Annotated in this window: 19 protein-coding genes; 13 read left to right on the top strand and 6 right to left on the bottom strand. The window is 66.1% G+C overall.

Going from position 1 to position 18,947, the window contains the following annotated elements:
- Positions 1-158: 158 nt before the first annotated feature.
- The 3 genes from nadA (at position 159) to nadC (ending at position 3,827) form a co-directional block, all read left to right on the top strand.
- Positions 159-1,238, top strand: coding sequence for a quinolinate synthase NadA (gene nadA / locus MRY80_RS20420; RefSeq protein ID WP_293292980.1), 1,080 nt, complete (start codon positions 159-161; stop codon positions 1,236-1,238).
- A 121-nt stretch (positions 1,239-1,359) separates the two neighbouring features.
- On the top strand, positions 1,360-2,928 hold the full coding sequence (locus MRY80_RS20415; protein WP_293292978.1) for an L-aspartate oxidase: 1,569 nt from the start codon (positions 1,360-1,362) through the stop codon (positions 2,926-2,928).
- Between the two features lie 2 nt (positions 2,929-2,930).
- On the top strand, positions 2,931-3,827 hold the full coding sequence (gene nadC / locus MRY80_RS20410) for a carboxylating nicotinate-nucleotide diphosphorylase (protein ID WP_293292976.1): 897 nt from the start codon (positions 2,931-2,933) through the stop codon (positions 3,825-3,827).
- Positions 3,828-3,837: 10 nt separating this feature from the next.
- On the opposite strand, the gene MRY80_RS20405 is transcribed toward nadC, so the two are convergent.
- Complete coding sequence (locus MRY80_RS20405; protein ID WP_293292974.1) at positions 3,838-4,722, bottom strand: mechanosensitive ion channel family protein; 885 nt, start codon at positions 4,720-4,722, stop codon at positions 3,838-3,840.
- Positions 4,723-5,031: 309 nt separating this feature from the next.
- Here MRY80_RS20405 and MRY80_RS20400 point away from each other — a divergent pair, with 309 nt between their 5' ends.
- The 4 genes from MRY80_RS20400 to MRY80_RS20385 all read left to right on the top strand — a co-directional run bounded on the left by MRY80_RS20400 (position 5,032) and on the right by MRY80_RS20385 (position 7,872).
- Complete coding sequence (locus MRY80_RS20400) at positions 5,032-5,466, top strand: curlin (protein ID WP_293292973.1); 435 nt, start codon at positions 5,032-5,034, stop codon at positions 5,464-5,466.
- Between the two features lie 83 nt (positions 5,467-5,549).
- A complete protein-coding gene (gene csgH / locus MRY80_RS20395) occupies positions 5,550-5,939 on the top strand; it encodes a curli-like amyloid fiber formation chaperone CsgH (RefSeq protein ID WP_293292972.1) in 390 nt (129 codons plus the stop codon).
- Positions 5,940-6,113: 174 nt separating this feature from the next.
- Positions 6,114-6,521: a curlin gene (locus MRY80_RS20390; RefSeq protein ID WP_293292970.1), complete on the top strand. Its 408-nt coding sequence runs from the start codon at positions 6,114-6,116 to the stop codon at positions 6,519-6,521.
- A gap of 184 nt (positions 6,522-6,705) precedes the next feature.
- On the top strand, positions 6,706-7,872 hold the full coding sequence (locus tag MRY80_RS20385; protein WP_293292968.1) for an alkane 1-monooxygenase: 1,167 nt from the start codon (positions 6,706-6,708) through the stop codon (positions 7,870-7,872).
- A gap of 55 nt (positions 7,873-7,927) precedes the next feature.
- On the opposite strand, the gene MRY80_RS20380 is transcribed toward MRY80_RS20385, so the two are convergent.
- The 3 genes from MRY80_RS20380 to MRY80_RS20370 are packed head-to-tail and all read right to left on the bottom strand — an operon-like array spanning position 7,928 to position 9,953.
- Complete coding sequence (locus tag MRY80_RS20380) at positions 7,928-8,452, bottom strand: tyrosine phosphatase family protein (protein ID WP_293292966.1); 525 nt, start codon at positions 8,450-8,452, stop codon at positions 7,928-7,930.
- Positions 8,453-8,454: 2 nt separating this feature from the next.
- Complete coding sequence (locus tag MRY80_RS20375; RefSeq protein ID WP_293292965.1) at positions 8,455-9,093, bottom strand: HD family hydrolase; 639 nt, start codon at positions 9,091-9,093, stop codon at positions 8,455-8,457.
- A gap of 2 nt (positions 9,094-9,095) precedes the next feature.
- Complete coding sequence (locus MRY80_RS20370) at positions 9,096-9,953, bottom strand: folate-binding protein YgfZ (RefSeq protein ID WP_293292963.1); 858 nt, start codon at positions 9,951-9,953, stop codon at positions 9,096-9,098.
- Positions 9,954-10,015: 62 nt separating this feature from the next.
- On the opposite strand from MRY80_RS20370, the gene MRY80_RS20365 reads away from it, so the two are divergent.
- Positions 10,016-11,422, top strand: a complete 1,407-nt coding sequence (locus tag MRY80_RS20365) for a dihydroorotase (protein WP_346433413.1) — start codon at positions 10,016-10,018, stop codon at positions 11,420-11,422.
- Here MRY80_RS20365 and MRY80_RS20360 read toward each other — a convergent pair.
- A complete protein-coding gene (locus MRY80_RS20360; protein WP_293292960.1) occupies positions 11,396-11,851 on the bottom strand; it encodes a hypothetical protein in 456 nt (151 codons plus the stop codon). The two genes, MRY80_RS20365 and MRY80_RS20360, sit on opposite strands and share 27 nt — an antisense overlap.
- A 1,512-nt stretch (positions 11,852-13,363) precedes the next feature.
- Here MRY80_RS20360 and MRY80_RS20355 point away from each other — a divergent pair.
- From MRY80_RS20355 to MRY80_RS20335, 5 genes are read left to right on the top strand one after another with little or no spacing between them, the layout of a single operon-like run.
- A complete protein-coding gene (locus MRY80_RS20355; RefSeq protein WP_293292959.1) occupies positions 13,364-14,128 on the top strand; it encodes an IclR family transcriptional regulator in 765 nt (254 codons plus the stop codon).
- A gap of 17 nt (positions 14,129-14,145) precedes the next feature.
- Positions 14,146-14,943: an RraA family protein gene (locus MRY80_RS20350; RefSeq protein WP_293292958.1), complete on the top strand. Its 798-nt coding sequence runs from the start codon at positions 14,146-14,148 to the stop codon at positions 14,941-14,943.
- A gap of 47 nt (positions 14,944-14,990) precedes the next feature.
- The gene (locus MRY80_RS20345; RefSeq protein WP_293292957.1) at positions 14,991-15,992 is read left to right on the top strand and encodes a tripartite tricarboxylate transporter substrate binding protein; all 1,002 of its coding nucleotides are present in this window, start codon (positions 14,991-14,993) and stop codon (positions 15,990-15,992) included.
- A 4-nt stretch (positions 15,993-15,996) separates the two neighbouring features.
- Positions 15,997-16,548 carry a hypothetical protein gene (locus tag MRY80_RS20340; protein ID WP_293292956.1) on the top strand — a complete coding sequence of 184 codons (552 nt, stop codon included), beginning with the start codon at positions 15,997-15,999 and terminating at the stop codon, positions 16,546-16,548.
- Positions 16,549-16,573: 25 nt separating this feature from the next.
- Complete coding sequence (locus MRY80_RS20335; protein ID WP_293292955.1) at positions 16,574-18,061, top strand: tripartite tricarboxylate transporter permease; 1,488 nt, start codon at positions 16,574-16,576, stop codon at positions 18,059-18,061.
- Between the two features lie 48 nt (positions 18,062-18,109).
- On the opposite strand, the gene MRY80_RS20330 is transcribed toward MRY80_RS20335, so the two are convergent.
- Positions 18,110-18,904 carry a Stf0 family sulfotransferase gene (locus tag MRY80_RS20330; RefSeq protein WP_293292953.1) on the bottom strand — a complete coding sequence of 265 codons (795 nt, stop codon included), beginning with the start codon at positions 18,902-18,904 and terminating at the stop codon, positions 18,110-18,112.
- Positions 18,905-18,947: the final 43 nt, after the last annotated feature.

The raw sequence follows: 18,947 nt of genomic DNA, 5'->3' as shown, positions 1-18,947 counted from the left end.
CAATGCGCGTCAAGGGATTGAAATCGGGGCGCTTTGGCGTCAACTAGATACCAAGACCTTGGCGGAAGGCAGCGCCGGCCCGGCTCAAACCGGGCGCGGAAAGCTGCCGAACCGCGAGAACAAGCCGGCGAAAAGCGGGCGCGACGGGAAGAGTGAAAATGAGCGATTCACCGCAGGTAAGCAGCATTGCCACGGGCACGACCACGCAGAGCGCCGCCGAACGGTTCGGCGTCATCGAGCGTCCGACGCTGGAATGGACGCCGCAGGTCGCCGAGGAGACCGCGGATCTCTACGAGAAGGTCAAGGATCACATTCCGAAGATGGAATGGCCGGTCTATGCGCCCTATGTCGCCGCCATCAACCGGCTGAAGAAGGAGCGCAACGCCGTCATCCTGGCGCACAACTACCAGACGCCGGAAATCTATCACTGCGTCGCCGACATCGTCGGCGACTCGCTACAACTCGCCAAGGAAGCGACCAAGGTCGACGCCGAGATCATCATCCAGTGCGGTGTGCACTTCATGGCCGAGACCTCGAAACTGCTCAATCCGCACAAGACCGTGCTGATCCCCGACATGAAGGCCGGCTGCAGCCTGGCGGAATCGATCACTGGGGCCGATGTGCGCCTGCTGCGCGAACGCTATCCCGGCGTGCCGGTCGTCACCTATGTCAACACGTCGGCGGAAGTGAAGGCGGAGACGGACATCTGCTGCACATCGTCGAACGCCGTCCAGGTGGTCGAATCCTTCGGTGTCGACAAGGTGCTCTGCATCCCCGACGAATATCTGGCGCAGAACGTCGCCGCCCAGACCAAGGTGAAGATCCTCACCTGGAAGGGCCATTGCGAGGTGCATGAGCGCTTCACGGCGGAAGAACTGCTCGCCTACAAGGAAGCCGATCCGGAAATCGAGATCGTGGCCCACCCGGAGTGCCCGCGCGAGGTCGTCGAGATCGCCGACTACACCGGCTCCACCTCGGGCATGATCAACTACGTCAAGGACCGCAAGCCGCCCAAGGTGCTGCTGGTCACCGAATGCTCCATGGCGTCCAACATCTCCTCGGAGGTGCCGGAGGTGAACTTCGTCAAGCCGTGCAACCTGTGCCCGCACATGAAGCGCATCACCCTGCCGAAGATCCTCGACTCGCTGTGCGAGATGAAGGAGGAAATCCTCGTCGATCCCGCCATCGCCGACCGCGCCCGCCTGGCCGTGGAGCGCATGGTGAACCTGAAGCACTGAGTGCCCGTCGTGCGCCGAAGCCGGGGGGCTGGCGCCGGGGCCCCGCTACGGCGTAAGGGGTAGCGTGACAATTTGATGTCGGTCGCGTGGATGCGGCCGACAGTGAGGGGACCGGGCGGAATTGAATACCGAGACTGAGAGCGTACTCATCATTGGCGGCGGGCTCGCTGGCCTGTTCTGCGCGCTGAAACTGGCGCCGAAGGCGGTCACCGTCATCACGGCGGCGCCGATCGGCACGGGCGCGTCGTCGGCCTGGGCGCAGGCGGGCATCGCGGCGGCGGTCGGGCCGGGCGACACTGTGGAAAAACACGTCGCCGACACGCTGGTCGCGGGAGACGGCATCGTCGACGAGGCGGTCGCCCGCATGATGGCGACGCAGGCCTCCGACCGCATCCATGACCTGCTCGACTACGGCGTGCCCTTCGACCGGGACCTCGAGGGCCATCTCCAGGTCAGCCGCGAGGCGGCGCATTCCGAAAGCCGCATCGTGCGCGTGCGCGGCGACATGGCCGGCCGCGCGATCATGCAGGCGCTGGTCGAGACGGTGAAGAAGACGCCGTCGATCCGTGTGCTCGGCGGCTTCGTCGCCGAGAGGCTGCTCGTGGAGGAGGGGCGCGTCGTCGGGCTAGAGGCGCGCGGCCATGACGATGAGGGCGGCGACGGCGAACTCGTCACGCTGCGCGGATCGCAGGTGGTGATCGCGGCCGGCGGCATCGGCCATCTCTACGAGGTCACCACCAATCCGGCCGAGGCGCGCGGCGGCGGCGTCGGCATGGCCGCCCGCGCGGGCGCGCGGCTCGCCGATCTCGAATTCGTGCAGTTCCACCCTACCGCGATCAATGTCGGCAAGGATCCCGCGCCGCTCGCCACCGAGGCCCTGCGCGGCCATGGCGCGACGCTTCTCAACGCCGACGGCGTGCGCTTCATGGTGCCGATCCACCCCGACGCAGAACTTGCCCCGCGCGACGTCGTCGCCCGCGGCATCTTCGCGGAGGTCCAGGCCGGCCGCGGCGCCTTCCTCGATTGCACGACGGCCGTCGGCGCGAGCTTCGCCGAGGAGTTCCCGACCGTCTACGGCTATTGCCGCGAAGCCGGCATCGATCCCGTGACCCAGCCGATCCCCGTCGTGCCGGCGGCGCATTATTTCATGGGCGGCATCTGGACCGACATGGACGGCCGCACCTCGCTTCCGGGCCTCTGGGCCTGCGGCGAGGTCACCTCCACCGGCGCGCATGGCGCCAACCGGCTCGCCTCCAACTCGCTGCTGGAGGCCGTGGTCTTCTCCGCCCGCATCGCCGACGCGCTGCCGGGCGAGGATCTGGCCGACGCCCCGGCCGACTGGTCGCAGGGCTCGAAGGACAGCGGCCGCATCCAGCCGCGCCCCGACACCGACCAGATGAAGCGCCTGCGCCACACGATGAGCGCGCATCTCGGCGTGCTGCGCAATGGCGACGGCATGCGCCAGGCGCTGCGCACGATCATGACGCTGGAGCGCGAGGCCGACACCGAGCGCTTCGCCAACGTGCTGGCGACCGCCAAGCTGATCGCCGTCTGCGCGCTCAACCGCACCGAAAGCCGTGGCGGCCATTTCCGCACCGATTATCCCGCCGAGGACCCGGCATGGAGGCGCCGCACCTTCGCCACGCTGGAGCAGGCCGAGGCGACCATTCCCGCGCTTCTGGAGGATTGACCATGACCGCCGACGCCGAGACGCCCGCCGCCCTTCTTCCGAGCCTGCCGCGCCTGATGGTCGAGGAGGCGGTCCGCGCCGCCCTCCTGGAGGATCTCGGCCGCGCCGGCGACATCACCACCAACGCGACGATCCGGCCGGACGCCACGGCTTCCGTCGTGCTCGCCTCGCGTGAGAGCGGCGTCATCTCCGGTCTGGGGCTGGCGGAGGCCGCCTTCGGCCTGACGGATCCGGGCCTGAGCTTCGAGGCGAAATGCGCCGACGGCGACCGGGTGGAGCCCGGTGACGTGGTTGCCGCCATTTCGGGCAATGCGCGCGCCATCCTGTCGGCCGAGCGCGTCGCGCTGAACTACCTGATGCACATGTCGGGCATCGCCAGCTACACGGCCCGCTTCGCCGACGAGATCGCGCACACGCACGCAAAGGTCACCTGCACCCGCAAGACGATCCCCGGCCACCGCGCCTTTGAGAAATACGCGGTGCGCTGCGGCGGCGGTTCCAACCACCGCTACGGCCTCGATGACGCGATCCTGATCAAGGACAACCACATCGCCGTCTGCGGCGGCGTCGCCGAGGCGGTGCGCGCCGCGCGCGCCTATGCCGGCCATCTGGTCGCCGTGGAGGTCGAGGTCGATACGCTGGACCAGTTCCGCGAGGCGCTGACCGCCACGCCCGACGCCGTGCTGCTCGACAACATGAGCAACGACCAGCTTGCCGAGGCCGTCGGCATCAACAAGGCCGACAATGGCGGCCGGGTGAAGCTCGAAGCCTCCGGCAATGTCCGCTTCGAGACGATCCGCGCCATCGCCGAAACCGGCGTCGACTACATCTCGACCTCGAAGATCACCATGGCCGCCCCGACGCTGGATGTCGGGTTGGACATCCGCATCGAGGCGTGACGCCCGCGCCTTATGCGGCGGCCGGCGCCGGCGTCTCCGAGAAGAGATGCACGTCGCGCTGCGGGAAGGGGATCGACAGGCCTTCGGCGTCGAAGCGTTCCTTCGCCAGCTTGATCAGCTCGCGCGACACGGTCCACCAGTCCGGCGTGTTCATCCAGACGCGGCAGGTCACTTCCACGGCGCTGTCGCCGAGGTTGGAGACATAGATGAAGGGCTCGGGATCGGTGAGCACCTTGTCGTGGCCGTCGACGATCGACTGGAACGCCGCAAACGCCTTGTTGATGTCGTCGTCATAGGCGATGCCGACCACCAGGTCGAAGCGCCGCTTCGGCTTGCGCGAATAGTTGGTCACCGCGCTGCCCCAGACCTCGGAATTCGGCGCGAGAAGATAGAGGCCGTCCAGCGTCTCGAATTCGGTGGCGAACAGCCCGATCTCCTTGACCACGCCGGTCGCGTTCTGGGTCTCGATGAAATCGCCCACCTGGAACGGCCGCAGGAACAGCAGCATGATGCCGGCGGCGATGTTCTGCAGCGTGCCCTGCAGCGCCAGGCCGATGGCGATGCCGGCGGCGCCGAGAGCGGCGATGATCGAGGCGGTCTGCACCCCGAACTGCGTCAGCACCGTCACGAAGACGAGGATGAGGATCGCGTAGCGCGCCGACTTGGCGAGGAACAGGTTCAGCGTCTCGTCGCTGTTGCGGAAGCGCTTCAGGGCCGAATAGACCCAGCGGCGCACGAAGCCCGCCACCATGAAGCCGATGATCAGGATCAGGATCGCCCCGACGACCGAGAATGAATATTCAATGATGAGCGCGCTCGCGCGGTCCCAGACCGATTCAACCACGCCGACGAAGCCCGTCACCGTGTTTGCGACCGTTTCCTGAGTGCCGTCCATGAGTGTCCCCTTTTTCTTATCGCAGTGTCGCGCCGCGCCGGATCGGACGCGCGGCCTAGGTTAAGGCCAAACACATAAGGCAGGTTCCATCGATTGGAACCGCAGGCGGCTGCGCCCACAATTTTCTCGGCTTTCGCGCCCCGCGCGGCGCCTTTTCGCGCCTTGCCGGAGGGCGTTTCAGGGGGCTGCGAAACTTTTTTTGCCGATGAACGGTTTCTGAACGCCGGGTTCAGACCGGGTTCGGACGCGGCTTTCTACAACTGGGGCATCGAAACGCGGATCAGAACCGCAACCCAGAGGAGAATGACAATGCCCCGTAAAACTCTCATCGCAGTCGCCATCGCAACCCTCGCCGGCATCGCTTCCGTTCCGGCTTCCGCCAACGACGTCTTCCTCGACCAGTTCGGCTTCGGCAACCAGGCCGGTGGCGCACAGTCCGGCTTCGGCAACCAGATCGGCATCTTCCAGAACGGCATCTTCAACGGCGCCGTCAGCGAACAGTACGGCAACGGCAACACCGCCGCGATCGGCCAGGACGGCATCAACAACTACGGCGAGACCTGGCAGAACGGCAACGGCAACGCCGCCGGCGTCGGCCAGTTCGGCACCAACCACACCTCCATCCTGAGCCAGGACGGCAACGGCAACATCGCGGCCGGCGTCCAGGTCGGCAACGGCTGCTCGGCCGGCGTCAGCCAGACCGGTGGCGGCAACGTGGCGGCCTTCGTCCAGACCTGCCCGTAACAGGTCGCGAAAATCGTCGAAGCTGCCGGGCCGGATCCCCTCCGCCCGGCAGCGCCCATTGGAGCCGAACAAGGAGAAGAACCATGTTCAAGACACGCAAGACGCGTTTCGCAAGCGCCGCCGCCATTCTCGTCGCACTCGGCGCGGCCGGCTGCAGCGCGGGCGCCGGAGAAGCCGACATGACCCAACAGGCGCTCAGCTGCGAGATCGAGCAGTCCACCATGAACGGCGCGCTCGTCCTGCGCGGCGTCGTCCATGCCGACGCGGCCGTCAGCGGCAATTACCGCCTCAAGGTCACCAGCGCCGGTGGCGGCGGCAGCGCCAACATCAACCAGGGCGGCGCCTTCAGTGCCGGTCGCGGCGATACGGTCCGGCTCGGCACGGTGATGCTGGGCAATCGCGGAGCCACCTACGACGTGCGCCTCGAGGTCAGCGCCGGCGGCCACGACTATCAGTGCGCCGAACGCATCTGACCGGCCGCGCAATGAGTGAAAACGGGCTCCGGCACGCCGGGGCCCGTTTCTTTTTTCGGAAATCGTGCCGATGAACGCTTTCTGAACGGCGGGTTCCGGTTCGGTTCAGAGCGGGTGGGCCATTGTGGGGTCATCGAACGGCAAATGCCGAAAAAACCAGACAGGAGAAGCAACATGCCCCGCAACGCAATCATCGCAGGTCTCACCGCCGCCGTCATCGCAACCGCCGGTTTCTCGGCTCCGGCCCATGCCGGTGGCCAGATCGCCATCGACATCGTTCCAGGCTCCCCCGAGGAAGCCGAAGCCATGCGCACCGGCCTGCAGATCTACGGCATCATCAACGGCCTTCAGAACGGCGCCAACATCAACCAGCTCGGCCTCGGCAACATGGCCGGCATCGGCCAGAACGGCAGCGGCAATTACGGCGTCGTTCACCAGCAGGGCAACGGCCACAGCGGCACGCTGCAGCAGAACGGCAACAACAACGCCTATGGCGTGTTCCAGTTCGGCGAGAACACCAACGCCAACGTCACGCAGAACGGCAACAACGGCACCGGCGCAACGCTCGTCTTCGGCTGGTAAGCCACAAGCACCATCACGGCCCCGCAGGGCGCGCGCGGTTCAGGGGCATGACCGCGCGCCGCCTCACGGGAGGGCATCGCGCCTCGCGGGCGGTCCGAAAGGGCCGCCCGTCACCGTTTGGAGGTCCGCCGCGCTTGCGCAAATCGACCGCCGGCCGGATACTGCGCGTCCGGAGGAGGCCGGGATGATCTTCGTTGCGGCAAGATGCGATGGCGCAGAAATCCGCTATGTCGACACCAAGCGGCATTTGTGGTGGCTGTCTGTCCTGTCGCCCGCCGTTCCCGGCGTCTGCGCCCTGCTTCTCTGGCAAAGCGCAAATCCGTTTTGGGCCGCATTTCCGCTGATCTTCTATTTCGTCTTGGTGCCGGTCCTCGATGCGCTGGTCGGCGAAGACACGGCCAACCCGCCGGAAGAGGTCGTCGAGGCGCTGAGCCGGGACCGTTACTACCGCCTGCTGCTCTACTGCTCGATCCCGGTTCTCTGGTTCAGCTTCATCGCGGCGACGGCGGTCGCGGCCTCGATGCACTTGCCGCTCTGGGCCTTCGCGACGCTGGCGATCGGCGCGGGGGCGGCGTCCGGCGGCGGCCTCGCCGTCGGCCACGAGCTCGGCCATGGCGGCACGGCGTCCGACCGGTTCGCGGCGAAACTTGTCTGCGCGCTGACCGCCTACAGCCATTTCACGATCGAGCACAATCGCGGTCATCACGTGCTGGTCGCCACGCCCGATGATCCGGCATCGGCGCGCCTGGGTGAGAGCATCTACCGTTTCGCGCTCCGCGAGATACCGGGCACGGCGCTGCGTGGCTGGGGCCTCGAGCGCGCCCGCCTTCGGGCGAGAGGCCTGCCGTTCTGGCACTGGCGCAACGACATTCTCCAGGGCTATGCGCTGGCGTTGGTGGTGGCCGGCATGCTGGTCGCCGTCTTCGGATGGGCGGCGCTGCCCTTCATCGCCATCCATCACCTGTTCGGCTGGCTCCAGCTCACGCAGGCGAACTATGTCGAGCATTACGGGCTGAAGCGGCGACGAATGGAGAACGGGCGCCACGAACCCTGCGCGCCGCGCCATTCATGGAACACGAACCACATCGTCTCCAACCTGCTGCTGTTCCATCTGCAGCGCCATTCCGACCATCACGCCAATCCGATGCGCCCCTATCAGGCGCTGCGCGATTTCGCCGACCTGCCGCGCCTGCCGAGCGGTTATCCGGGCTGTTTCGTCCTCGCCGCGATCCCGCCGCTCTGGCGTCGCGTGATGGATCCGAAGGTGATGCGCTGGGCCGGCGGCGACCTCGAAAACGTCAACATCATGCCGGGCCGAGAGCGCCATTACGCAGCGAATCTGCCAGCCTGACGACCGTCCTTCAGACAAGCGCCGCAACGGCGCCCGTCACAAGTCGCGCGCAAGCCTAGTCGTCTTCACCGAAAATGTTCAGCTTGAACGGTTCGCCCTCGAAGGCGTATTCGCCGCGCCCGATGGCCTTGATGGCGTCGACCATGCGGCCCTGCCGGCCGAGCACCGCGTCGGCGATCTCGATCAGCCGCGGATTGGGCGTCGCGGACGGCGCGCGAAAGCGCAATTCATGCGCCAGCTCCTGTTCGTCGAGCTCCGGATTGAGCGCCAGCGCGATCATGTAGGCCGAGGCGGTCGAGCGCGAAATCCCGGCGAAGCAATGCACGATCATCGACTGTTCGCGATCCCATTCACGGGCGAAATCGAGGATCGCGCGCACATGTTCTTCGCCGGGCAGCGTCATGCCGTCCATCGCCACCGCGATGTCGTTGAATCCCAGGAACAGGTGGTTTTCCTCGGCGATCTCCGCCGGCCGCTCCACCGGCGTGCCGCTGTTGATCACGGTCAGCATGCGTTTCGCGCCAGTCGCAAGCGCGGTCTGGTGAAGCTGAGACAGGGGGCAGACGACGAGATAGGGCATGGTCAGGCTCGCTTTTTGCGCGGTGTCCGCGCGGTCTGGAATTCGGCCTCGATGGCGGCGAAACGGGCCAGATAGTCGGCCTGCACCTCGGCCACCGGTCTCGGCGTCAGGTCGAGCCCGTCCGGTGACACCCCGCGCGGCCGGCCGAAATAGGTGACGGCTTCCTTCTCGGAGAAGCCGGCCAGCATCGTCGCCTCGAAAAAGGCCGAGACCTGGTCGGCGCGCTTGATCTTCGCATGCACGGCCCTGGTCGGGTGCGGCGGCAGGCCGAACCGGATGTGGATCGCCGCCTCCAGCCGCGCCTCGACCGTCTTGTAATTGCCGCCGAGCACCTTCTTGAAGGGCGAGATCATGTCGCCGATCACGTATTCGGGCGCGTCGTGCAGCATCGCGGCGAGCCGCAATTCCGGCCCGCAATCCGGCGCCAGCCGTCCGATGATCGCCTCGACCACCAGCGAGTGCTGCGCCACCGAGAAGGCGTGCACGCCATGCGTCTGCCCGTTCCAGCGCGCCACGCGCGCCAGCCCGTGGGCGATGTCGGCGATCTCGATGTCGAGCGGCGAGGGGTCGAGCAGGTCGAGACGCCGGCCCGACAGCATGCGCTGCCATGCGCGCGACGGCGCGCCCTCGCGGTCGGGCATCGTCAGTCTCCCTGGTCGGCTGCGTTTTCCGGCCAGCGATAGCCGACACCGGCCGGCAGCGACAAGGTGACAGGATGTCCCTCGGCGGCGATCTCCGTGCCGGCGTCCATCGCGTCCTTCGCCCGGTCGAGCCGCACCAGCGCCAGTGCCCGCGTGCCCGAAACGCTGCCGAGCGTGCCGACCGTCTTGCCGCCGGCGGTCAACGCCGTTCCGGGCGCGGGAAGCGGCGCGTCGCCCGCGGCGATCACCAGCCGGCGCCGCGCCGTGCCGCGATGCTGCATGCGCGAGACGACTTCCTGGCCGACATAGCAGCCCTTGCGAAAATCGACGCCGCCATTCTGGTCGAAGGAGACGTCATGCGGAAAGGCGTCGCCGGCCTCGTAATCCGCCCCGCTCTCGGCCACGCCATGGGCGATGCGCAGCTCCGTCCAGCCCTCGGCGTCGTCGTCGCCCGCCGGCGCGTCGCCAAGATGACGCATCACGCGAAGGGCCTCCGGAAACCGCGAATCCCTCACGGCCCGTCCATTGCCCGCACCTGATTCGATCTGCCAGGAAACCGCCGCAACCCTTTCGTCCGACTCGGAAATCGAAACCTTGGCGCGCAGCTTGTACATGGTCAGCCGGCGCGCGAAATCGCCGGCGAGATCGGAGCGGATGTCGATCAGGAAGCCGCCCGCGCCGTCGCGCGACACCAGGAAATCGAACATGATCTTGCCCTGCGGCGTCAGAAGGCCGCCCGGCCGGGCGACGTCCTCGGGCAGGGTCTCGACATCGCAGGTGACGAGGTTCTGCAGGAAGTGTTCGGCTTCCTCGCCGGTGACGCTGATCAGGCTTCGGCCTGTCGGAAAATGTATGGGCATGGGGTCGGGATCGCCGTGTGCGCTTGCTTTCGGTGTGCCTGCTACGTAATCCCGGTGCAGTGATGCGGCAAGAGATGTGCTGCAACAGACGCGCGGCAAGCGGTGTGCGGCACCGGACGGACAGGCAAAGGACCGACATGAGCCAGACCTTCGATCTTCTTTTGAAAAACGGCACCGTGGTCAATCACGACGGGCAGGGCGCCCGCGACATCGGCGTGCGCGACGGGCGCGTCGTGGCGATCGGGTCGCTCGCCAACGCCGATGCCGGCGAGACGATCGACTGCACCGGCCTGCACATCCTGCCGGGCGTCATCGACAGCCAGGTCCATTTCCGCGAGCCGGGGCTGGAGCACAAGGAGGATCTGGAGACCGGGTCGCGCGCGGCCGTGCTCGGCGGCGTCACCGCCGTCTTCGAGATGCCGAACACCAATCCGCTGACCACCAGCGAAGAGATGCTCGCCGACAAGATCGGCCGCGCCCGGCACCGCATGCATTGCGATTTTGCCTTCTGGGTCGGCGGCACGCGCGAAAACGCCGGCATCGTCGGCGAACTGGAGCGCCTGCCGGGCGCCGCCGGCATCAAGGTCTTCATGGGCTCGTCCACCGGCGACCTGCTGGTCGAGGACGACGAGGGCGTCGCCTCCGTCCTGCGCAACACGCGCCGCCGCGCCGCCTTCCATTCAGAGGACGAGTTCCGCCTGCGCGAGCGCGCCGGCCTGCGCGTCGAGAACGACCCGTCCTCGCATCCGGTCTGGCGCGACGAGACGGCGGCGCTGATGTGCACCGAGCGGCTGGTCCGCATCGCCCGCGAGACGCGTGCCCGCATCCACGTCCTGCACATCTCGACGGCCGAAGAGATCGCCTTCCTCGAGAACCACAAGGATGTCGCCACCGCCGAGGCGACGCCGCATCACCTGACGCTGACCGCCGACGATTACGCCCGTCTCGGCACGCTGATCCAGATGAACCCGCCGGTGCGCGAGTCGCGCCATCGCGACGGCGTCTGGCGCGGCCTGGGGCAGGGCGTCATCGACGTGCTCGGTTCCGACCACGCGCCGCACACGCTGGAGGAAAAGTCGAAGCCCTATCCGGCCTCGCCCTCCGGCATGACCGGCGTGCAGACGCTGGTCCCGATCATGCTCGACCACGTCAATGCCGGCAAACTCACGCTGGAGCGCTTCGTCGACCTGTCGTCGCACGGCCCGAACCGCATCTTCGGCATCGCCCGCAAGGGCCGCATCGCCGCCGGCTACGACGCCGATTTCACCATCGTGGACCTGAAGCGCAAGGAAACGATCCGCAACGAACAGGCGGGCTCGAAGGCGGGCTGGACGCCCTATGACGGCAGGCAAGTCACCGGCTGGCCGGTCGGCACGCTCATTCGCGGCAAGCGGGTGATGTGGGAAGGCGAGATCGTCACGCCCGCCGAGGGCGAGCCGGTCCTATTCAGCGAAGCCCTGCCGGCCTGATCCGGCGGCGCGCCGGCGCAGTTCCTCAGCCAGCGTCCGAAAGTGCTTCTCGGCCTCGGCCGTGACGCCGCCGCGCGCGTGGTCCTCGCGCAACGCCCGCTCCACCTGGTCGATCATCCGCTCCAGGCTCGGCCGGTCGCCCCGGCTGGCGTGGTGGCCGAACAGGTCGATCCAGTTGTCGGTGATGTGGCCAGCCTGCATCAGCCGGTCGAACGCCCCATGCGGATTGCGCCCGCCCACAAGAATGCCGATCCCGGCCACGACGAACGAGATCGGGCTGAGCACGAGATCGCGCAACCCGTCGGCGAAAAGCTTGATCTGGAAGATGACAAGGCGGCGGAACAGCGACCACCGCGACGACCCGTGCGTCCGCGCAAGGTCATGCGACGCCTCGAAGGACTCCCGCGTCAGTTTCGGAACACCCACCATCGAACCCCTCCGATTTGCCCGCTCACGATACATATCGGTTCGGGGAGGCGGGATTCCAAGGGTGGTGAGGACTGGAAGGGAGAATGACGGAGAGAGTGATGTCGAAGAGATAGTGCATGATATCAAAGATCTTTTGCGGGGTTGTAAAAATCTCAATGGTCATTGAAGCTGCCCGTCGGTTGATTGGATGCTATGAGATCATCTTCGCGGTTGTGTTCATATTGGGTGACCTAGGGTGTTTGATTGTGATGATTAATCAATTGTCGTACATATTGGTGTAGTTTTCATTCACGCATGCGAAGAAATCGGTATTTTGATGACCTAGAGAGGGGTGGGTTTGTGATTTCAAAGTGTCGTAGTAGGTCTCGTTTTTTTGCGCTCACAATCGGCGCTATTGTCCTCGGCGTACCCGTAGTTAGTTTTGCCCAGGATGGGTTTATAGTAGTGGACCGGCGAAAGATCGTGCCGAGAGCGATGTTGGCCGCACAAGTCTATAAGAATAACGGTGAGCCGATAACAGTAGCGATCGGGCCCGCGACGCTTGGATATCGCGCGGAAGTTAAGTGCAGTCAGGACTGGGACTGGACTGTTGTCGAGAGATTCTCGCTTGATTATGCGAACGAAATACAGGTTGCAAAATCAATAATATTAGATGAATTTGTTTCTAGATACTTTGAGAATTGCAGGTATTCCGACACTTTCAATTTGAATTAGAGCTTCAGAATTAGGTGTGGCGTGTCTAGTGAATTCGTTTCGTAGCGGTTTGATCCGAATAGATTTTGAAATATGTTCTTACCGAGTGTGTTGGATTTTGATGTTTTTCAAATCATAATTTCAACGACTATGATTTGTATTCGAGGTTCCGCTGTGCGGCGCTAGAATTTCAGCAGAAGGCAGGATCGGCGCGCGATTCTAAGCAGGGTGCAGATAGAGATCGTGGTCTGGTGTGCGTCATCTTTAGTAAAAATGCTGTATTGGCTGGAGTGTAGTGCTGTCTTTTGTGGACTGGCAGTGGGCTGTGTTGATTGCGGGCGTCTCTAGGGGGGCAACTCAGTTGTTCATCGCCCTCAATCGCGAGTGCTTCACCTGAAGCTCCGCGCCAGGAGATGCCAAGGCCGGCCAGTCGCTAAGCTGACGCGAAGAAGCGTGCAGGCCGTAGCAGTGCTTGTTTGCGGAGCCGCCGGAGCTGGTGAGATTGACCTCCTTCAAGACCTGCGCCTCATTCCGCGTGTCTGCTTTGTGGGATCCGCGGTTTCCATTTGTCCTTCTAGAGCTGCCTCGTAGCTCGCTGGGGCGTCTGACGCCTCTCCCTCATCCTCCCGCAATCCGCGCAATTTCCAACACCTGATCCGCATGCATCTCAGCGTCCGGCCGGTCAGTCGCGCCATGGCCATCAAGGCGGGCCCGATTTCCGCTGCACAGCCACGCCTCGCACGGCCCGATGCTCTTGACATCGGACCGCCGGCATGAAAAACAGATTTCAATAATAGAGACTATATCTATAGAGTAGAGATGTCAATAGAGTCAGAACGTCATGTCGAGGCCGTGGTCGCTGCGCTCCGATTGCTGGAGTGCTTCGAAAACGATGTCGGGTTGCGGGCCGTCGACCTGCAGGCGATGACCGGCCTCCAGTACAGCCGGGTCATGCGCCTGACGGGCACGCTCGCGTCGCGGGGGTTCCTGTTCCTCGATCCCGACACCGGCCGATACTTCCTGGGGCCGAGCCTCTTCCGGCTGGGCCAGCTCGTCAGGCCGCGCTACGACGATCTCGCCTCCGCCGTGCGGCCGATCCTGAGGACGCTGGTCTCCGAGACCGAGAAGACGGCGATGTTCTCGATCACCGACGGCATGTCGCGGCTGGTCTTGTGCAAGCAGGAGCCGATGACGTCGCTGCGCTACACCGTGAGCGAAGGGCAGGCCCGCCCGATCGCGTCCGGCGCGTCGGGCCGCGTGATCCTGGCCTTCGGCCCGGAGGCCCTGCGCCAGCGGGTCCTGAAGGACCTGCCGGAAGCCGACGCCGACCGCCTGAAGGCGCGCGTCGCCGAGATCCGCGACCGCGGCTACGACGTCAGCGTCTCCGAACTGACCCAGGACGCCTTCGCGGTCGCCTGTCCGGCGATCTCGACGGAGGGCGAACTGCTCGGCGTCCTGACGCTGGCAGGCCCCAGCGGCGGCCTGACGGAGGCGCTGACGGAAAACTACGTCTCCCTTCTGAGCGCGCAGGTCGCCCTCATACCGCAGGCCTCGGCAGTGCGCTCGAAGCCGGTTCAATCGTGACGAAAGAGGAAAACAAGATGACCGTGTCGCAGACCATCCGGAACGAATACGAAGAGTATGAGCGCTCGGGGCGCATTTGGGGCGAGGTGCCGATCGAACGCATCAGCAAGCTCGATTTTCCCCGTGTCTCGGAAGCCGTCCGCCAGGCCTATCTGGAGCTGACCGACCTGACCACCAGCGTCGCCGACAGCCTCGACGCGCACGGCATTTGCGGCGCGATCGCGCATTCGCACCTGCCCAACCTGCTGCCCGGGATGCGCATCGCCGGAACGGCGGTCACGCTGCGCAACGTGCCGGAACGGAAGACGCCGACCCAGGGCACGCTCGACAAGGACCCGATCCGCATGTCGAGCCGCGAATGCCACTATCTCGCCGAACCGGGCGACGTGCTCTGCGTCGATTTCGGCGGCAATGTCGAAGCCTCCAACATGGGCGGCCAGTCCTGCCTCGTCGCCAAGATGCAGGGCCTGTCGGGCGCCATCGTCGACGGCGCCGTGCGCGACGTGAACACGATCCGCGACCTCGGCTTCCCCGTCTGGTGCCGCGGCGGCACGCCGAAGACCGGCAAATACCGCATGGAGGCGATGGAGGTGAACGGCCCCGTCACCATCCACGACATCCTCGTCCAGCCGGGCGACTTCGTCGTCGCCGACGATTCCGGCGTCTGCGTCATCCCGCCGGAGCTTGTCGAGCCGATCCTCGCCGAGGCGCAGAAGACCGAGGCCGCCGAGGAACGCTCGCGCCAGATGATCCGCGACAAGCGCCCGCTCAGCGAACTCAAGCCGCTCTTCAGGGCCCGCTACAACGGGCAGTGAAACAACGAACGACCAATGAACCATCACGATCCAACAGGGAGGAATTCATGAACACCATCACCCGCAGAACGCTCGGCCTTTTCATGGGCGCGGCGCTTGTCGCCACCGGTGCCGCGGCGCCCGCGGCCGCCGACAGCTGTGGCCTGACGCGCCCGGTCAAGGCGATCGTCGGCTACGGCGCCGGCGGCGGCACGGACAGCTATGCCCGCATCCTCGCCTCCGCGATCCCGGAGTTTCTCGACGGGACGCCGATGGTCATCGTCAACCGTCCGGGCGGCGCGCAGGTGCCGGCGATGAAGTTCGTCAAGGCGGCCGATCCCGACGGCGTCACGCTGCAGGTCGTCGCGATGGGCGGCGGCCTGATGTCGACGATGCTGCGTGACCAGGGCATTTCCTGGTTCGACGATTTCCGGCCGATCGCGCAGTTTGGCGTCACCAACCAGGCGCTGGTCGTCCGGCAGGGGACCGACGTCAGGACCGCGCAGGACCTGATCGACTTCATCAAGGCCCAGAACGAGGCCGGCGAGACCGTCCGCTGGTCGCATCCCGGCCGCGGCTCGGTCAGCCATGTCGGCGTGACGGCCTTCCTGGAGAAGAACGGCATTCTGGACATGACCCAGGACGTGCCGTTCCAGGGCGGCGCCGGCACGCGCAACGCGCTTCTGTCCGGCGAGGTCGACTTCTCCGCCAGCGGCGCGCACACCCTGCCGGCCTTCTCCGACGAGCTGCATGCCGTCGGCGTGCTGTCCGACGAGCGTGACCCGATCGTCGACGACATCCCGACGCTGAAGGAGCAGGACATTCCCTTCGTCCCGACTTCGTCGCCGATCGTGCTCGCGGGCCCCGCCGGCCTGTCCGACGAATTCGTCACCTGCATGTCCGCGGCGGTCGAGCAGGCGACGGGTCACGAGGCCTTCAAGGCGCTGACCAAGAAGGCCCAGCAGGCCGTCGTCTACCGCGACGCCGACGAGAGCCTCGCCTACCTGCAGTCGCTCGCCGACGCCTGGGCCCCGACGGTGGCCGAGGTTCGCGCCAGCCTCGCGGAGTGATCTCGTGACGGCCGGCGACCACAGCGAAGGGCAGGGGACCGACGCCCTGCGGCAATGCGCCGTCGGCGTCGTCATCCTCGCGGTCTGCGCGGTGATGGCGACCCAGCTCGGCAAGATCTATGTCGAGCCGGCGGATTCGGGCCTCGGGGCCCGGGGCCTCCCGTCCTTCGCGATCGGCGCCGGCTTCCTTCTCGCCATCGTGCAGATCGTGTCGAACCTGCCCGCCGCGCTGCGGTGGGCCAGGTCCGGGGCGGTGTCGGCGGAGTGGCGCGGCGCCGGGCGTGTCGCCGCGCTCGTCGTCCTGGCCTTCGCCTATATCGAGGCGATCCTGCTCTTCCAGTACGCGCTTCCGACCGCGGTCGCGATGAGCCTGATGCTCTATCTGTTCGGAAGCCGCGGCATCGTCCGCCTCGTCGTCTTCCCGATCGTCGCGGTCGCGGTCTACTATTTCGTGTTCTTCGTGCTGCTGGGCCTGTTCGAAGAGCCGGGCAGCATCCTGCGCTACGACTCCTACTCGTTCGCGCTGCAGATCCGGCACATGCTCGGCCTCCAATAATCCCGGACACGGCAAGGAAATCCCCATGGGTCTCGTCGACGGCTTCGTTGCGCTGTTTTCTTCGTGGCAGGCAGTTCTCTTCACGATCATCGGCACGCTGATCGGTCTCATCGGCGGCGCCGTCCCCGGCCTGTCGTCCGGCGCGATGATCTCGCTCCTGATCCCGGTCACCTACTACATGGGCCCGCTGCCGGCGCTCGCGATGATCTATGCCGTCAGCAAGTCGTCGGATTTCGGCGGTTCCATCCCCGCCATCCTGTTCAACACGCCCGGCACGCCGCAGGCCTCCGCCACCCAGATCGAGGGCTTTCCGCTGACCCGGCAGGGCAAGCAGGGCAAGGCGCTGCGCATGGCGGTCGTCGCCTCGGCGCAGGGCGACGTGTTTTCCGAATTGCTGCTGATCTTCGGCGCCTCGTTCCTCGCGATCTACGCCGCGCGGCTCGGCCCGCCGGAATTCGTCGGAATCTATGCCTGCGCCTTCCTCATCATCGGCGGCCTCCTGGGCAAGTCGATCGTCACGGGCCTGTCCAGCGTTGTGCTCGGCCTGCTCCTGTCGCTGGTCGGCACCGATCCGATCACGGCGGGCGAGCGCTTCACCTTCGGCTCGTTCCACCTCTTCGACGGGATCGGCCTCGTGCCGGTGCTCCTCGGCCTCTTCGTGCTCTCCGAGGTCTTCGAGAAGGCCGGCGACACGAAGGCGGGCGCGGCCGAAGAGGCGGTCGCGGGCACGCCGACCCATCCCGACGACAGCCGGCTGACCTGGAGCGACTACAAGCGCGTCTTCCCGACGATCTGCCGGTCGCAGGTCATCGGCTCCGGCGTCGGCATCCTGCCGGGCCTCGGCTCGGTGGTCGCCAGCTTCGTCGCCTATTCCGAAGCCAGGCGCCGGTCGAAGACGCCCGAGACCTGGGGCAAGGGCGAGATCGAGGGCATCGCGGCGGCAGAAGCCGCGAACAACGCCACCTCGGGGTCGAACCTGATCCCGCTCCTGACGCTGGGCATCCCCGGCAGCACGGCCGCCGCGCTCCTGTCCGGCGTCATGCTCGTCCACGGCATCGAGATCGGCCCGCGCGTCTTCGAGACGTCCCACGACCTCGTCTACGGCATCTTCGCCGCCGGGCTTCTGTGCATCGCCACCTATTTCGTCGCCGGCTATTGGGGCGCGGCGTATCTCGGGCGGCTGATCGCCAGGATCCCGTCGCGGGTCGTCTACCCGGTCATCTTCCTGACCTGCTACGTCGCGGTCTATTCGACCGAACAGGAGGTTTTCGACATGGTGCTGATGACCGTCTTCGGGATCGCTGGCTTCGTGATGAAGAAGCTGGGCATGAGCCCCGCCGCCTTCATCATCGCGTTCATCCTCGGCCCGGGCCTGGAACGCGCGCTGCGCCAGACATTCCTGCTCAGCGACGACGGATTGCTGTTCTTCCTCGAGCGCCCGGTCGCCCTCCTGTTCCTCGCCATGGGCCTCGTCGCCCTCGTCCTGCGCCTGCGCCGCTCGCGAAAGGCGTAGGGGCAGGCGATTCATGGCGCCCCGTCCGCCGTCCCGCGGACGGGTCGGTCAGCGCTGCGCCGTCCCCGCGCGGAACCGGTCAATCCAGTCCCGGCTGGTCGCGTCGGCCATCCGTCCGACCTCCGGTTCGATCCCGTCGGCGGCCCGAGGGTCGAGCCCGAGACGTTCCAGCACAAGGCGCAGCGTCGCGCCGGGGGCGTCGGAGAGTTCGTCGTAGGTGATGCGGACGGGCTCGATCCCCTCGCGATGGAACCACGCGTTCCAGCCCCGGTCATAACCGTCCAGCATGTCGACGCAGTCGCTGATCCTGGCCGCATCGTAGACGGGAGCCCGGGGCGGGGCGGTCCGCTCCCATTCCGATCCGTCGGCGGCCACGTGCCAGAGGCCGGTCTGCTGCGCCTTCAGGTATGAGACCGCCTGGTCCAGCTTGTCCGGCCGCGTCAGATGGATGAACCGCGTCGGCCCGAAGGTGCGCTCGATGCGATCCAGATCGGTCGTCGCGCCGGGGTGCAGGATCGCCAGCTGTCGGCAGAGGAAGTCGAAGCTCGGCCGTTGCTGCCGCAGCCCGAAGACGGGCGTCTCGCCGCGCCCCCGCCGTATCGCCGCCTGCATGATCAGGTCCAGGCGTTCGCGTTCCGTCGTCCCTTGCGGATGAACATCGAGCCTTGTCATCCAGTCGTCGAGCGCCGGGCGGTAGAAGAGAGACTCCGGATCCCCCGCGACGCCCGTCGCGGCGAGCATCCTGCACAGAAGCGTGCTGCCGCTGCGCGGAGAGGTGCAGACAATATAGGAAGCCGAATTCATCACGGACGGGCGGATACCGATGCTTCGTGACGCGGACATGACGCCGACGGGCACTCCACACCGATCGGCATTCGCCGGCCGG

Source organism: Oricola sp. (assembly GCF_022763245.1).
Taxonomy (GTDB): domain Bacteria; phylum Pseudomonadota; class Alphaproteobacteria; order Rhizobiales; family Rhizobiaceae; genus Oricola.
This window is presented reverse-complemented; position numbering and strand designations above follow the sequence as displayed.

What these genes read in the sequence shown, in the direction of transcription:
- csgH (WP_293292972.1), top strand. Translation starts at nt 5,550, where the DNA reads ATGTTCAAGACACGCAAGACGCGTTTCGCAAGCGCCGCCGCCATTCTC.
- MRY80_RS20400 (WP_293292973.1), top strand. Translation starts at nt 5,032, where the DNA reads ATGCCCCGTAAAACTCTCATCGCAGTCGCCATCGCAACCCTCGCCGGC.
- MRY80_RS20390 (WP_293292970.1), top strand. Translation starts at nt 6,114, where the DNA reads ATGCCCCGCAACGCAATCATCGCAGGTCTCACCGCCGCCGTCATCGCA.
- MRY80_RS20345 (WP_293292957.1), top strand. Translation starts at nt 14,991, where the DNA reads ATGAACACCATCACCCGCAGAACGCTCGGCCTTTTCATGGGCGCGGCG.
- MRY80_RS20330 (WP_293292953.1), bottom strand. Translation starts at nt 18,904, where the DNA reads ATGTCCGCGTCACGAAGCATCGGTATCCGCCCGTCCGTGATGAATTCG.
- nadC (WP_293292976.1), top strand. Translation starts at nt 2,931, where the DNA reads ATGACCGCCGACGCCGAGACGCCCGCCGCCCTTCTTCCGAGCCTGCCG.
- MRY80_RS20365 (WP_346433413.1), top strand. Translation starts at nt 10,016, where the DNA reads ATGCGGCAAGAGATGTGCTGCAACAGACGCGCGGCAAGCGGTGTGCGG.
- MRY80_RS20355 (WP_293292959.1), top strand. Translation starts at nt 13,364, where the DNA reads ATGTCAATAGAGTCAGAACGTCATGTCGAGGCCGTGGTCGCTGCGCTC.
- nadA (WP_293292980.1), top strand. Translation starts at nt 159, where the DNA reads ATGAGCGATTCACCGCAGGTAAGCAGCATTGCCACGGGCACGACCACG.
- MRY80_RS20370 (WP_293292963.1), bottom strand. Translation starts at nt 9,953, where the DNA reads ATGCCCATACATTTTCCGACAGGCCGAAGCCTGATCAGCGTCACCGGC.
- MRY80_RS20375 (WP_293292965.1), bottom strand. Translation starts at nt 9,093, where the DNA reads ATGCCCGACCGCGAGGGCGCGCCGTCGCGCGCATGGCAGCGCATGCTG.
- MRY80_RS20405 (WP_293292974.1), bottom strand. Translation starts at nt 4,722, where the DNA reads ATGGACGGCACTCAGGAAACGGTCGCAAACACGGTGACGGGCTTCGTC.
- MRY80_RS20335 (WP_293292955.1), top strand. Translation starts at nt 16,574, where the DNA reads ATGGGTCTCGTCGACGGCTTCGTTGCGCTGTTTTCTTCGTGGCAGGCA.
- MRY80_RS20380 (WP_293292966.1), bottom strand. Translation starts at nt 8,452, where the DNA reads ATGCCCTATCTCGTCGTCTGCCCCCTGTCTCAGCTTCACCAGACCGCG.
- MRY80_RS20350 (WP_293292958.1), top strand. Translation starts at nt 14,146, where the DNA reads ATGACCGTGTCGCAGACCATCCGGAACGAATACGAAGAGTATGAGCGC.
- MRY80_RS20360 (WP_293292960.1), bottom strand. Translation starts at nt 11,851, where the DNA reads ATGGTGGGTGTTCCGAAACTGACGCGGGAGTCCTTCGAGGCGTCGCAT.
- MRY80_RS20385 (WP_293292968.1), top strand. Translation starts at nt 6,706, where the DNA reads ATGATCTTCGTTGCGGCAAGATGCGATGGCGCAGAAATCCGCTATGTC.